Source organism: Pseudomonas graminis, assembly GCF_900111735.1.
Lineage (GTDB): Bacteria > Pseudomonadota > Gammaproteobacteria > Pseudomonadales > Pseudomonadaceae > Aquipseudomonas > Aquipseudomonas graminis.
Genome location: NZ_FOHW01000001.1, coordinates 249,357 through 262,149, shown reverse-complemented (window position 1 = coordinate 262,149; position 12,793 = coordinate 249,357). Strand labels below are relative to the sequence as shown.

The 12,793-nt window shown below is 52.8% G+C and carries 14 protein-coding genes and 1 pseudogene; 6 read left to right on the top strand and 9 right to left on the bottom strand.

Annotated elements, in window-relative coordinates; all coding sequences use genetic code 11:
• The first annotated feature begins 332 nt into the window (after positions 1 to 332).
• Positions 333 to 1,433 (top strand): dimethylsulfone monooxygenase SfnG, encoded by a 1,101-nt coding sequence (sfnG, locus tag BMY98_RS01150; protein ID WP_074883473.1) that lies wholly within the window; start codon positions 333 to 335, stop codon positions 1,431 to 1,433.
• 110 nt (positions 1,434 to 1,543) lie between these two features.
• Here the strand turns inward: sfnG and BMY98_RS27510 are convergent.
• The 3 genes and pseudogenes from BMY98_RS27510 to BMY98_RS01140 form a co-directional block, all read right to left on the bottom strand.
• Positions 1,544 to 1,621, bottom strand: a pseudogene (locus BMY98_RS27510) (AAA family ATPase); the annotation flags it as partial.
• A 158-nt stretch (positions 1,622 to 1,779) separates the two neighbouring features.
• Positions 1,780 to 2,529: a WbqC family protein gene (locus tag BMY98_RS01145; RefSeq protein ID WP_342742080.1), complete on the bottom strand. Its 750-nt coding sequence runs from the start codon at positions 2,527 to 2,529 to the stop codon at positions 1,780 to 1,782.
• A 232-nt stretch (positions 2,530 to 2,761) separates the two neighbouring features.
• A complete protein-coding gene (locus tag BMY98_RS01140; RefSeq protein WP_074883470.1) occupies positions 2,762 to 3,652 on the bottom strand; it encodes a glycosyltransferase family 2 protein in 891 nt (296 codons plus the stop codon).
• A gap of 722 nt (positions 3,653 to 4,374) precedes the next feature.
• On the opposite strand from BMY98_RS01140, the gene BMY98_RS01135 reads away from it, so the two are divergent.
• Entirely contained in the window at positions 4,375 to 4,743 is a 369-nt protein-coding gene (locus tag BMY98_RS01135) for a histone-like nucleoid-structuring protein, MvaT/MvaU family (RefSeq protein ID WP_074883861.1), read from the top strand.
• A gap of 149 nt (positions 4,744 to 4,892) precedes the next feature.
• Here BMY98_RS01135 and BMY98_RS01130 read toward each other — a convergent pair whose 3' ends face one another.
• Complete coding sequence (locus tag BMY98_RS01130) at positions 4,893 to 5,519, bottom strand: glutathione S-transferase family protein (RefSeq protein ID WP_074883467.1); 627 nt, start codon at positions 5,517 to 5,519, stop codon at positions 4,893 to 4,895.
• Between the two features lie 334 nt (positions 5,520 to 5,853).
• On the opposite strand from BMY98_RS01130, the gene BMY98_RS01125 reads away from it, so the two are divergent.
• Positions 5,854 to 6,102, top strand: a complete 249-nt coding sequence (locus BMY98_RS01125) for a CsbD family protein (RefSeq protein ID WP_074883463.1) — start codon at positions 5,854 to 5,856, stop codon at positions 6,100 to 6,102.
• Positions 6,103 to 6,385: 283 nt separating this feature from the next.
• On the opposite strand, the gene BMY98_RS27505 is transcribed toward BMY98_RS01125, so the two are convergent.
• Entirely contained in the window at positions 6,386 to 7,426 is a 1,041-nt protein-coding gene (locus BMY98_RS27505; protein WP_012723149.1) for a hypothetical protein, read from the bottom strand.
• A 112-nt stretch (positions 7,427 to 7,538) separates the two neighbouring features.
• Here BMY98_RS27505 and BMY98_RS01115 point away from each other — a divergent pair, with 112 nt between their 5' ends.
• From BMY98_RS01115 to istB, 3 genes are all read left to right on the top strand, one after another.
• Positions 7,539 to 7,802: a hypothetical protein gene (locus BMY98_RS01115; protein ID WP_012723150.1), complete on the top strand. Its 264-nt coding sequence runs from the start codon at positions 7,539 to 7,541 to the stop codon at positions 7,800 to 7,802.
• A 239-nt stretch (positions 7,803 to 8,041) separates the two neighbouring features.
• Positions 8,042 to 9,592 (top strand): IS21 family transposase, encoded by a 1,551-nt coding sequence (gene istA / locus BMY98_RS01110; RefSeq protein ID WP_032657045.1) that lies wholly within the window; start codon positions 8,042 to 8,044, stop codon positions 9,590 to 9,592.
• Entirely contained in the window at positions 9,589 to 10,338 is a 750-nt protein-coding gene (gene istB / locus BMY98_RS01105) for an IS21-like element helper ATPase IstB (RefSeq protein WP_012723152.1), read from the top strand. The genes istA and istB overlap by 4 nt, the downstream gene beginning before the upstream one ends.
• 204 nt (positions 10,339 to 10,542) lie before the next feature.
• Here istB and BMY98_RS27960 read toward each other — a convergent pair whose 3' ends face one another.
• The 4 genes from BMY98_RS27960 to BMY98_RS01085 form a co-directional block, all read right to left on the bottom strand.
• Positions 10,543 to 10,632 (bottom strand): DUF4113 domain-containing protein, encoded by a 90-nt coding sequence (locus tag BMY98_RS27960; RefSeq protein ID WP_311138688.1) that lies wholly within the window; start codon positions 10,630 to 10,632, stop codon positions 10,543 to 10,545.
• A gap of 169 nt (positions 10,633 to 10,801) precedes the next feature.
• Positions 10,802 to 11,182, bottom strand: coding sequence for a COG4315 family predicted lipoprotein (locus BMY98_RS01095; protein WP_012723153.1), 381 nt, complete (start codon positions 11,180 to 11,182; stop codon positions 10,802 to 10,804).
• A gap of 121 nt (positions 11,183 to 11,303) precedes the next feature.
• The gene (locus BMY98_RS01090) at positions 11,304 to 11,498 is read right to left on the bottom strand and encodes a hypothetical protein (RefSeq protein ID WP_032657047.1); all 195 of its coding nucleotides are present in this window, start codon (positions 11,496 to 11,498) and stop codon (positions 11,304 to 11,306) included.
• 3 nt (positions 11,499 to 11,501) lie between these two features.
• Positions 11,502 to 12,791: a cbb3-type cytochrome c oxidase subunit II gene (locus tag BMY98_RS01085; protein WP_012723154.1), complete on the bottom strand. Its 1,290-nt coding sequence runs from the start codon at positions 12,789 to 12,791 to the stop codon at positions 11,502 to 11,504.
• Between the last annotated feature and the right edge of the window lie 2 nt (positions 12,792 to 12,793).

Here is a 12,793-nt window from a genome sequence, read left to right as displayed (position 1 = left end):
CCATGCCTAACCATAAAGGGCCGATTGATCCGGGTTATCCGTTGAATCCAAGGGCACAACTGTTGATGCATCAACAGTTGTGCTGTGTTGCTGGCTCTCTCGTAACAGCGTCTCGCGGCGTGCAGGCAATACAACTGTTTGCCGGCGAACACCTGTTCAGCAAAACGTTGTTAGCGAGAAAACCAAAACATGTGATCCGGTCGTTAACCTGTTGAAATGTCGTTAAATAAACAACTGGCACAGTTGCTGCTATTTCCACATCAGGCAGGTGGGGCACACCGTACTTGGCGACCACGCCGGGCGGCTCCCTTGCTCTACTTGGAGATCGGCATATGAGTCAGAGCGCAATCAAATTCGCATACTGGGTACCCAACGTCAGCGGCGGGTTGGTCGTTAGTAAAATCGAGCAGCGCACCCACTGGGGCATCGAATACAACCGCAAGTTGGCACAAATTGCCGAGCAGTCGGGCTTTGAGTATGGGCTCACGCAAATCCGTTTCACCGCCGGGTACGGCGCAGATAACCAACACGAATCCGTTGCGTTCAGCCATGCGCTGTTGGCGGCGACCGAGAAACTCAAGGTGATCGCGGCCATCCTCCCCGGGCCCTGGACACCCGCCGTGGTTGCCAAGCAACTGGCGACGATTGATCAACTGACGGCCGGCCGTGTGGCGATCAACCTTGTCAGTGGCTGGTTCAAAGGTGAATTCCAGGCCATCGGGGAGCCATGGCTGGAGCATGACGAGCGCTACCGTCGTTCCGAAGAGTTCATCCGGGCGTTGAAAGGCATTTGGACAACCGACAACTTCACCTTCAAAGGCGATTTCTATCGCTTCCACAATTACACACTGCGTCCGAAACCGATTCAGCAACCCCACCCTGAAATTTTTCAGGGCGGCAGCTCCCGTGCTGCCCGCGACATGGCTGCACGCGTGTCCGACTGGTACTTCACCAATGGCAACACGGTAGAAGGTATCAAGGCGCAGGTGGATGATATTCGCGCTAAAGCAGCGGCGAACGGGCATTCGGTGAAAATCGGGGTCAACGCGTTCATTATCGCTCGCGAAACCGAAGAGGAAGCTCGCGCGGTGCTTCAGGAAATCATCGACCAGGCGGATCCTGAAGCCGTGAATGCATTCGGCGATGCGGCAAAACAGGCCGGCAAGGCCAGTCCTGAAGGCGAGGGTAATTGGGCCAAGTCCACCTTTGAAGACCTGGTTCAATACAACGACGGGTTTAAAACGAATCTGATTGGAACGCCGAAACAAATTGCCGAGCGCATTGTGGCGTTGAAAGCCGTGGGCGTGGATCTGGTGCTCTCGGCATTTCTGCACTTTCAGGAGGAAGTGGCGTATTTCGGTGAACACGTATTGCCGCTTGTACGCGCGCTGGAAGCTTCAGATCAGACGGTTTCTGTGGCTCAAAGCGCCTGAGGTGTTGCGGAGAAAATTTGCTGGCCGGGGAGGGGGCTGAGTCATTTGCCGAGCAGGATTTCCTGCAACCCCTCGCGCCCGACGACCAGCCCATACGGACATTAGATGCAAGCCCCGCTCGCAGAGACGAGCTCTTGGGCGATGGTGGTTTTTCCGGTGCCAGGAAGGCCGCTGAATACGATAAGCATTGTCTGTCCTTGGACGTGGGTTGATTCACTATACGTCGTGGCGTGGAAGCGACCCATCCGTATGTTGTCCATCAACCAGCCGCTGAATCCCTGGTCTGGGCATGTACACCATCAAGACGGAACGCTCGAGAGGGCCTGACCAGACACTCAGGGTAAAATCAGGCGTACCGCGCTTCTCGCGCCGGCAGCGGTGTGACGCTATCGCTTTGTATTGAATAGCATGGCAACAGTTCTCTGACTGTCTCAGCAGAGTTAAACATCACTACATCAATGATCGAAAGATTGCCAACGAAGGTCGACCGGTACTGGGGATAGGCAATGTCGTCCATTTTAAGGAACTCAAGCGCTAATCCGTGCTGCGCAAAGTACCCGGAGTCGTAAAGCGCGGTGCCGCCTACAGAATTAATACAGGTGCTCGCACCAAACAATTTCGCTGTCTTGATGACCCGGTCTTGCTTGTCGATTGAGCCCGCCATCTCCAGGTCAGAAGCTTTATAAATCGGTGTTCGAATATCCAGATAATGACACAGCTCTTTGATCGAGTGCTCGATGTACAGCGCCAGGTTCCGCTGCGGCGAGCGAATCAAGTGCTGTAGCAGTGGCATGACTTTTCCGTAACAAGGCGCTTTGGAGTAGCAATGAGTGATTAATTTGATCAAGCGCTCTGCTTCTTCGTCGAAGTTATCGCAAAGCCGGCGCTGATTGATGCCCAAGTCGAATCGATCACGTTTGAGTGGAAAAGTGACCATCCTGGGCTCGTTCTTATCGAGTATCCTGTTGCGATTGACCCAGCCAGCCTTCATGTATTGCAAGTCATCGCCCAGAACAAACACATCGGCTGCCGCAATAAGTTGGAAATACCCGAGGTAGGGGAAAAGGTAGGGCTGCATCATTGCGATGGTTTTCATCAGGTTAATCTCCATATTTTAGTTACGCCAATAACTACCTTGATTGGTTGCTTTTGTATCGATATAGCATGACGATGCACTGCTAATAGCTGATGACTAAAAGGGATGACGAGTCGCGGTGGGGCGCTGTCAAGGCTTTTAGTCCAATGCGTGAACGCTTTCTTCTGTTAACCTCTGGCGCCCTGCAAGGGTGATGCAATGCCCAGCCTTGTTTTTCAACTTTTTCTGCGCGCTATTGAACATGTCGTTCACTGCGAGACGGAATGAGCCTTTTGCCCAAATTTATGCTGACGTTTCGAGCGACCAGACCCAGTGCGCAGAGTTTCTGAAAAGGCGAGATGGCCGACAGGCACATGCCAAACAGCTGAGTCAAGAAGTACTCATATAACGGCTGATTGCCCATGCGATGGTAGTAGTTTGCGAGTGCGGAGTACGTTTGCAAATTCATATGTAACTTGCGTCTGTGGGAACGCATGGAAAATATTCCACCTGGGTGAACCCGGTAAGCGGCAGGCTTTATGCGGCCGAGAAACTTCCCCTTGCCGTGAGCGCCCAGCAGAGACCACCAGCACATGTCGCCTAGAGGGGCGTGGAGTAACTCCTGGGGTAATTCATGAAGAACGTTGCGAAAACATACCGTCAACGTGGAAATCGGTCGCCCTTGTTGCAGTTCCACAGCGCTTGCATCTCGGCGCCACTTGCCCAAGAGCTGAATACCTCTTTCGCCATTGACGTCGAAGGCCATTGCATCGTGGTAGGTCAACACGTAGTCGTGATTGGCCTCCAGAAAATCAACCTGAATCTGGAGTTTCTGTGGGTCAGTCCAATAGTCGTCTCCTTCGCAATAGGCGATGTAACGTCCGCGGGCTTCCTTGAATATTCCCGGTGTGCAGGTCTTACCCTGCTGGTACTGATTCTCCTCTTGATAAAATGGCCGGATGATTTTCGGGTAAAGCGCGGCATATTTAGCCAGGACCAGCGCTGTGCCATCAGTTGAAGCGTCATCGTTCACCAAAATCTCGAAAGGGAAGGTCGTCTGTTGTGACAGAAAGCCATCCAGTGCTCGAGCGAGAAACGCCGCCTGGTTAAAGGTTGGGCACACGATGCTAAGAAGTGGGTTCATAGTGATACATTCGCTGACAGGTGTGAGTGAAATAGCAAACAGCGTTCAATAACTCCGCCTGATGTACTTCAAGCAACTTCGAGGTTTTGAATGCACACGCAGCGGATCGCGCTTGGGGCAGCTCGTCAGAAACGTTTGCCAAGAACTGTCAACATCTTCGACAACGTGCGTTATAACGACCAGTTTAGAGCTGTGGCCGACGCAAAGAGCAGGCGTCCAGGATCAACGCCGTTGTTCTCCATCCGTGATGTAAAAGCTTCGCGAGCCCTGGCATGCCGACAAGACCATCCGACCCCTATATGTATCGACTTTGTACACATTCTTGTCCAATCGTTTACCTGATCAGGCACCCCGAGAGGCGACATTATTTCGGCGCTGGAAAGCGAGCCTGAATCGGCTGCCTGTTGTGGGAAATCTATAGCTGGGCGCGAGGTATCTAAGCTCATTCAGCCCTGGGGCTTCCGCGATTTGTCATCGCTGGTCTTTGCGATGGATAAGCTACGACACATCCTCCAGCGATTATTTGGCGTCGTTTATCCGCCTGTTGAAAGGGCAGATCTAAGAAGCTCACTATCAACAACCAGTCTTTACAGCGGCAGCCTTGATTTTTATATCGTGCAGCGCAGCAGTCGCTCGGCGCAGTGTTGACGAGAACAAGGCGAATGACTGATCTCCGGCGTTCGGCTAATATCGCTCACATCAAGACGACCCTGGAGATCTACATGTCCCGCCTCGCAGAATTCCGCAAACTTGAACAACAGCTCGCCGCCCAGCTCGCCGAGCTTGAAACGCTGAAAAATGATACCGGTTTGAAGAAAGAAATCGAATTTGAAACCAAACTGCGTGGCCTGCTCGGAGAGTACGGCTTCAGCTTGAGGGAGATCGTTGGCATTCTGGATCCGCAGGCAGCCAGCGGCCGGAAGTCTGCTCCAGTGACTGCCGAGAAAAAGACACGCAAGGCCCGAGAAATGAAGGTGTATAAAAACCCGTTGACGGGTGAGGTCGTAGAAACCAAGGGCGGCAACCACAAGCTTCTGAAAGCCTGGAAGGGTCAGTTCGGGGAAGAGGTTGAGAATTGGTTGGTTAAATGACCTTTTGAAGCTGAAACAGCCGTCGTGAGACGGCTTTTTAATGGGTGCGACTCCGCTCTAAGCTCACATGCAGGTCCGTTGCCACGCCGTGCCGCGTGTGTGGGCTGTGTCGTACACGCCCTTAGAGCCCTGCATCGCCTTGGTCGTACTCAGCCCGCGAACGTGTACTCACCGCCTTTTTCTATTGCACTGATATAGGCCGGCCGCGCCTGGAACCGGTCGATCCACGCGGCAAGGGAAGGGTAGTCTTGCAGCATGCCTTGGGACTTCGCTAATTCGCCGATAAAGCTCATCTGGATATCCGCGCCGCTGATTTCTTCACCCAACAAATACGGGGTGAGTTTCACAGCGGCGTCCAGATAACCTAGATAGTTGGCCAGCTCGGATTCGATTCGCGGCTGGAGCGGCTTGCCAGCGTCCCCAAGTCGCCCGACATAAAGGTTGAGCATGAGCGGCAGCATGGCCGACCCTTCTGCGAAATGTAGCCATTGCACATATTCGTCGTAGGTCGCGGTGGCTGGATCAGGCTGCAAGCGGCCGTCGCCGTGGCGGCGGATCAGATAATCGACGATAGCCCCGGATTCGATCAGCACATGAGGTCCATCCTGAATAACCGGTGATTTGCCCAGCGGGTTTATGGCTTTCAATTCAGGCGGCGCCAGGTTGGTCTTGGCGTCTCTTTGGTAGTGCTTGATCTCGTAGGGCAGGGCGAGCTCTTCCAGTAGCCAGAGGATGCGCTGCGAACGGGAATTGTTGAGATGGTGAACGATGATCATGGGGTTCCCTATGAGATGCAAAGGTGTGTAAGGACAGACTGTCGTGTCGCCCTGTGGTTCTAAATGGTTGCGAAATCAGCAGTCCCTGGCATCTTCTCAAAGGCGGCGCCCCGGACATGATGCAAAACCTGATTCGCGATACGTTCGGCGCCCATTGGCATTGACGTGATCTCCTGCAGTGACGCGCAGGATGGCGACGGGTAGGGGGGCATACGGAGGAATCCCTCGGCTCATCCTCGCTGAACTAATCACTTCGCCTGTCCCCTAATTCTGCGCACGTTGCGTCAATCCCAGGCTGATCCTGGGTCACTCACACACGAAGGTTTGGTGAATCATGAAAAGCGAACAGGTAGAAGGCGTTGTAGAGCAGGTTGCCGGCAAAGCACAGAGCGCAGTAGGGAAACTGTTTGGTGATTCGACGCTGGAGGCGGAGGGTACCGGTCGCCAGGCTTCTGGTCAGTTGACCCAAGCCTATGGCGATGCCATGAACAGCGTATCTGCGTTTGTTAAAGAGAAACCAGTCGCTGCAGTTGCAATTGGTGGCATTGCTTTGCTGATTCTGGACCGTCTTCTCCGCCGCTGAGTGAGGAGCAAGGGAGGCTCCGCCAGGGGCGTCCCTTAGCGCGTACCGGAGCATCAGACAGCCGTTCGGTGGGCTATCGAATCCGACGCGATACTACGAAATCATGGACTGATCGATGCAAAAATTTCAAAAATACAGTTGGTTCTTCGTGCTGGCAGGGGCGGTGGGAAATTGCAACCCATTTGACCAGCCATTTGCATTCGACTTGACCAGTCGTTTGCATCGGAAGTGACCAGGCATTTGCATTGGACTTGACCACTCGCCTAGCGAGTCATTTGAAAGGCTAAAGCAGCGGTACTGGTGGCACTGTCTGTGGCGCGCCATCGATGATGCACATCCATCCCCAAGTTCTCAGTGCCGACGTCTTCTTAAACTCCTCGACCAGCTCGGCCGCAATTTCCCCTATGTCCGTCCGCAACTCGAACTGAGGGCGCATTGCGTGCAAAACGTCAATTCCCATGTCCCCGGCAAGCAGCTTGCACATCAGCTTATTACGAAGCTTCCAAGGTAGGGCTTTTCCGCGCCTTTCCGGATGCTGGTAAACCATGGTGTTCAAATGCGCCGACGCGTGGATGTAGTCAGCGCTGCTCATCCAGATATGCAGATGGGCAGGCACTCCAAGGGGTAGGACGTTGAACACGAGCCAATCGATTAGGCCAACGGCAACACCGCGCGCTTGAAGCTCCATTGCCAGCATCAGAAGTACTTTGTGCAAGGTGCCTGCTGCCTTGATAGCAACGGTTTTTCGACCTAGGAGATCTGCTTCGACCACTATCGCGATCAACGCAGCGAGGGCATCCAAGCTTGCCCTGCGTTCGAGTTTTTCGAGTAGAACTTGAGTGATTGGTTCGCGCTGAACACTGTCCCAAATCATGTTGCTGGTGCTGCGATAAAGCACCAGTTGGACATCGGTATTTAACGCACGGAAGTAGCTGTCGAAGCTGATTTTCTGTTGCCGGGAGATCAGCTTCATCAAAGTCCATATGGGATGATTCAGGTCGCGGGACGATCCAGGTGCTAGCAGTTCCACCCTACTCAAGGTCTTGGCCTTGGGGGAGATCATTTTCTGTTCGTACCTAGACCACTTGCTTCGGTAATGCCGGATCGTGCCATTCGTATTTCTTCGAAATGACTCTTTTTCGAAATACAGCTCAAGGGCATAGGCAGTTTTGAGGCCTGTCCGCTGCCTCAGTCCTTCGAACCAGTAGCCCACTGCGAGCATTTCCACTGTGTTGCTTCGGGGGCGGCTATTTTCCGGAATTTGTTCGCGCAAGCTGCCTGCGAACTCCGAATAAATGTTTGCAATTCTCTTAAAATCAGACACTTAAAAATCCCCGAACGATCTTTGTACCGTAAAAAATGTAGAAGTCTTACGGCTGGAGCGCAAGGGGGCGGTTTATTACTATCAACTGTGACCAAACCGGACATTAAGTGCGATGCGCGAGCCCCTTGAAATCCAATTTCTGTCATTCGAATTAGAGCTCGACCTCAAACAGCGATATGGCCTGATGGTGGGTGGCAGCGCGCTGTGGAGAGAGTTGGGTTACACATCGTACGACGCGTTTCGTAAAGCTAAACAGCGAGGGACAATTGAGGTGCCGCTATTTGAAGTGCCTAATCGTCGGGGGTTCTTTGCTCTGTCCAAAGAGGTCGCTTGGTGGATTGCTACGCAGCGCTGCGCACGGCAGCAGGCCGTATGAACTAAGCATATGAGGAGTATCACAATGAGATCAGGATAGGAGCTAGCCGGTGGATTTGGAGCACAAAAAAGCCCAGGGGTGGAGCCCTAGGCTTTTTTGATGGTGTTAGGTTTCAGCCCTACGCGCCGTCATTCTGTGTTCCCTCGCGTTCGGCGTCAAGTCGATCACATTCCGTTTGTCTGCAATTTTCACACGGCGCGACCTGTGAGGTGTTCACACACCTGTCGCGAGGAGAACATATGAGGCTGCCAATAAGTACGCAGCGCGAGGTGCTACGCCTTACGAGCGACCCCAAGCTGTCGAATAGGGCTATTGGCCTATTAGCCAAAGTGTCCCATAACACTGTTCGCACCATTCGGGATCAGTTGGCACAGTGTGGACAAAGCTGGGAAGAACTGAAGCACCTTGACGACAAAGCGCTGGCGGAGCGTCTGCATACCCAGCCAAAAGTCTCATCTCAAAGGAAGGCTTACCCGTCATGGCCTGCCATCCATGAACAGCTAAAACTTCCTGACATCACCTTGGAACTCCTATGGCAAGAGTTTCGTACAAGCGAGCCAGAAGGCGTGTCTTATGCTCAGTTCACACGGATTTATCGTGAATGGGTCAATAGGCAAAAGCTGAGCATGCGACAGACTCACCTCCCCGGAGACAAGTGCTTCGTGGACTTTTGTGGCAGGACAATGCCTGTGACCAACCCGGATACTGGAGCAATCAGCCAAGCTCAGGTGTTCGTGGCAACGCTAGGTGCCTCGGGATACATTTTTGCCACCGCCGTGAGAAGTCAAACGATCCCAGACTGGCTCAGATGCAACATTCTGGCCCTGGAGTTCTTCGACGGGGTTCCACGGTTCGTTGTGCCTGATAATTTGAAGTCAGCAGTGACGAAAAACACGAGAGATGTGGTGACCCTAAATCGTGCCTACGCCGAGTTTTCTGAGCACTACGGATTTCAAATTTACCCCGCCAGACCGCGTAAACCGCAAGACAAGTCGCTAGGTGAGATTGCTGTTCAACTGGTACAAAGATTCGTTCTCGCAAGGCTGAGAGCGAGCACCTTTTTTTCCTTAGAAGAGCTCAACGAGAAAATCAGCTACTGGGTTGATGAGCTAAACAGTCGAATCACTCGAACGTACCCTAAGAGCCGAACCAGCCGCTTCCTTGAGCTTGACTATCCAGCCCTCAAGCCGCTCCCAGAACATAAGTACAGCTACAGCAAGTGGGTGTATCAGGTTAGGGTAGGCAGCGACTACCACGTACAATTTGAAGAGCACAGCTACTCGGTTCCTTACCACTTCGCGAATCTTCTTGTCGATTTGCGCGTGCGAGACGATTGGCTCGAAATCATTCATCAGCGCCGTCTCATCGGCTCGCACAAGCTCAATCGTCAGCGGGGCACTAGCACTCTCAAAGAGCACTTGGCCCCGAATCACAGATATTTCCAGGACTCCCAGCCGGAAGCTCTGATTGTCTGGGCTGAGACTATTGGGCCGGAAACGCTCCGTTTCGTGAAGGACAACCTCAACCTGCGGAAAGATTTCTCGACCGGTTTGAAGGTCGTTGTTGGCCTGAAACGTGACGTTCGCAAAGGGGCAATCACACCGTCACGCCTTGAGTCCGCGTGCGGCTATGCGAATAGCTTGAACATCCTAAGTTCTGAGCGGCTGCGTTCGATCCTTCGGAACGAATCTGACCTGCGCCCCAACTACCGAAGATCCGCCCCCTTGGTCGAACACGCCAACATACGTGGTGCTGAATACTACGCCTCACAGGGAGATGAGCCGCTATGAAGTCAATCCTCGATACTGCCCAAAACCTTATGTCTCTTGGTCTGCACGGGATGGCAGCAGCCTACGAGCGTCAGCTTGAAACACCGGCGCTGCTGAAAGAACCATTCGAAACAAGGCTTGGTTTAATGATGGATGCCGAAAATAGCGAGCGTGAGAGCAGAAAGGTTGGACGTTTGCTAAAGAACGCAAGGCTTCGTGAGAATGAAGCCACAATAGACAGCATTGAATTCAAGGCGTCTCGAGGCATAGACCGCAATACGGTCATGTCCCTTGGTGAGTGCGAGTGGTTAGCGCGACGTCAGAATGTGATCATCACGGGCGCTACGGGCACTGGCAAAACCTGGCTCGCTTGCGCACTCGGAAACCAAGCCTGCCGCCTTGGGCGAGCGACGCTGTATCGCACTGCCACGAAGCTTTTTGAAGAAATCTCACTTTCTTACGCTGACCACACCACGCCTAAACTACGTCGGCATTTGATCCGCGCAGAATTATTAGTCATAGATGATTTGGGCATCGGTGGCATTGACGCCCAGTTGGGCCCGTTCCTCCTGGACGTTATCGACGAGCAGTCACAGAACGGCTCATTGTTGATTACAAGTCAGTACCCTAAAGAAAAATGGTATGACCTGTTCTCCGACCCCACGATTGCCGATGCAATTCTTGACCGTATCGTTCACAAGTCCCACGTTATAGAACTGAAAGGCGAATCAATGCGAAGGATCAAAAGTCGCAAACGGTTGCAATAGGATCCGGTGTTTATCCAGGTGGGCAATACGAATGCAATTGGTCAAATTGAATGCAAGCAGTTGGTCAAATGCAACGCAATCACCTGTTTTTTCAATAATGTATAATTGGCGGGATTAAGATTTTTGCTATGCTCTTTGAATCATCCTACCTTAATCAGATCTGAGGGTTGAAACCTTTAGTAAGTCCCAGCCCCAGTGCTAGCCCTATTTAAATTTAACAGTCCAGAGGTGATCCAGCTGGGTTGTGCAAATGGGGCTTAGCATCTGGCGCTTCATACCCCAGTATGGCGTTATGGGAACATCTCAAGAGCGTACGGTGCCTCGGCCCCATTTTACGTTGATCTGATCCATCATGCTTTGTGAGGCGCAGCGGCCGCACGTTGGCGGAACTATCAGGTAGTTAAACTTCTAGTTTGCGCCACTGACAAAGCCAGGGCGCATGCTAGCCTGTTAATTAATGAGGTTACGGTTTAGCAACGTGCCAGACTTGGTTGACACCGTCGCCGGTTGTATCCCCTGGCTTGGTATCTTTGACCCAGCTGTAAAGTGGCATGCCTTTGTAAGCCCATTGTTTTGTGCCATCGTCTCGAGTGACGACAGAATAATCATGATCCGCTTTGGCGTTTGCCGACACTGCCAGAGGTGGCCAGTTTGCAGCGCATGGCCCAGTGCAGACCGACTTGCCCGAGGTGTCCTTACCGAACGTGTACAGAGTCATTCCTTTCGCGTCTACGAGTACTTTTCCCTTGTCTGTTTCAGCAACCTTGACTGGCGCGTCGGCGAACGCAAAACCAGATATGCAGCAGACGGCAACAGCAGCGGTGAGGATCATTTTTTTGAACATACGTATTCCTTTGGTTTTTGTGAATTTTTGTAGGCTCGCCTGCTATTTGAAATAGTACGCGACCAGACAGTAGACGAACGCCAGACAGTTCTATTCCAGTTCCGTAAAAAACTTCCCAATATTATGTTTTACCGGAACCCTGATCTTTCCCCCCCTGTTGATCCAATGGCGTTCTTATTTGAGCAAAACGACGTTCACGCTCAAGCATCACGAGCTTGGGCGCCTCACTCCACAGCCGAAGTTCAGGGCTGACCCACCAAGCTACAACGAATGCAGAAACGATCAGGGTCATCACAATTACCATTGAAGCAAACATGATTCACTCCTGCTCGGTAGGTTGGTATAGCGTACGCAAATAGGTAACTACAGCAGTTCGTTGTTCGTCCGAGAGCACTGCTTTCCAGGGAGGCATTGCCGTACCTGGTATGCCTTCACGCAAGACGTTCTCCAGATACGCCGTGTTGCCTTTCTTCTCCCAGAAGTTCGCGGGGCGTGGGGAGAGCCCGCGAGATGCAGGCCCATTGCCCTGGCCACTGGCACCGTGGCAGCTAGCACAATTGGTGGAAAATAGAGACTGCCCAAGCGCTACGTCGCTAGACGGCAAGGCGCGCTCGTCCGCTGTATGCAGGCTTTGCACATAAAGCGTGAGTGCCACCAGCGTTGAGTTATCAAGGTCTCTCCAAGCGGGCATTGCTGTCCCGGGCCTGCCGTTCCACAAAACATCGGCTAAATGCCGGGTTGTAAATTGTGCATCGCGCAGGTTAGCCGGACGTGGCAGCAACGTCGGCGCCGCTAAGCCATCACCTGTTCCACTCGGACCATGGCACCCGGCGCAGTTCTCCGCGAAAGCCGCTTGTCCCAGACGTAATGCGATCGAGCGGTCATTTGCGTTAGTAGGTATCACAAAGCCAGGCACTGGCCCATCCAAGCGAGGTCGCGCGGCGATTGCATCTTGGCTTACATTGAGTGACGCCGACATTTCTTCATCTGCCATGCTGTCGTGCGACATCGCGTTACTGCTCTTCTGGGTTGATTGTTGAGCGTCAACCTGCGCCTGAAGCGGATCGTCATAACCCGAAACTTTTCTAGCTCTACCAAGCGTCTGTAAGTAGGCAACGAGGTCAATTCCATCCGATGTCGGTTTGTTGGCATCACCTTTAAACAACCAGGGATAGCCAGGCATTACAGAGTCACGAACGACATATCGAGGATTGAATAGGTGGGTCAGATGCCAATCATTACTTCGTACCTCGGTTTCCCGAGCTAAATCAGGACCAATGCGGCGAGTCCCCCAGAGTTGTGGGTAGTCGTATTTCGTTTCCCATGCTTCAGTGGGCGCCCCCCAGCGACTGACGTCCTGAGCTACGAATCGTACTTGTTGAGTATGACAATAACCGCACCCTTCGCGGGCATATACAATGCGCCCTCGTTCTTCTTTCGCGGAATACTGTTGCATGTTGGCAGGTGCACGGGCCTCGATTTCCTTTTGCAGTTGCTTCCCAGGCAATATCCCGAGCAGCATAAACGACAAGATAAAGAAGCCGATACCGGCTACAAATATGATCAGATAGGCGCTATTGAACAGGCGATGCTTGGTAACCGTTTGCATAC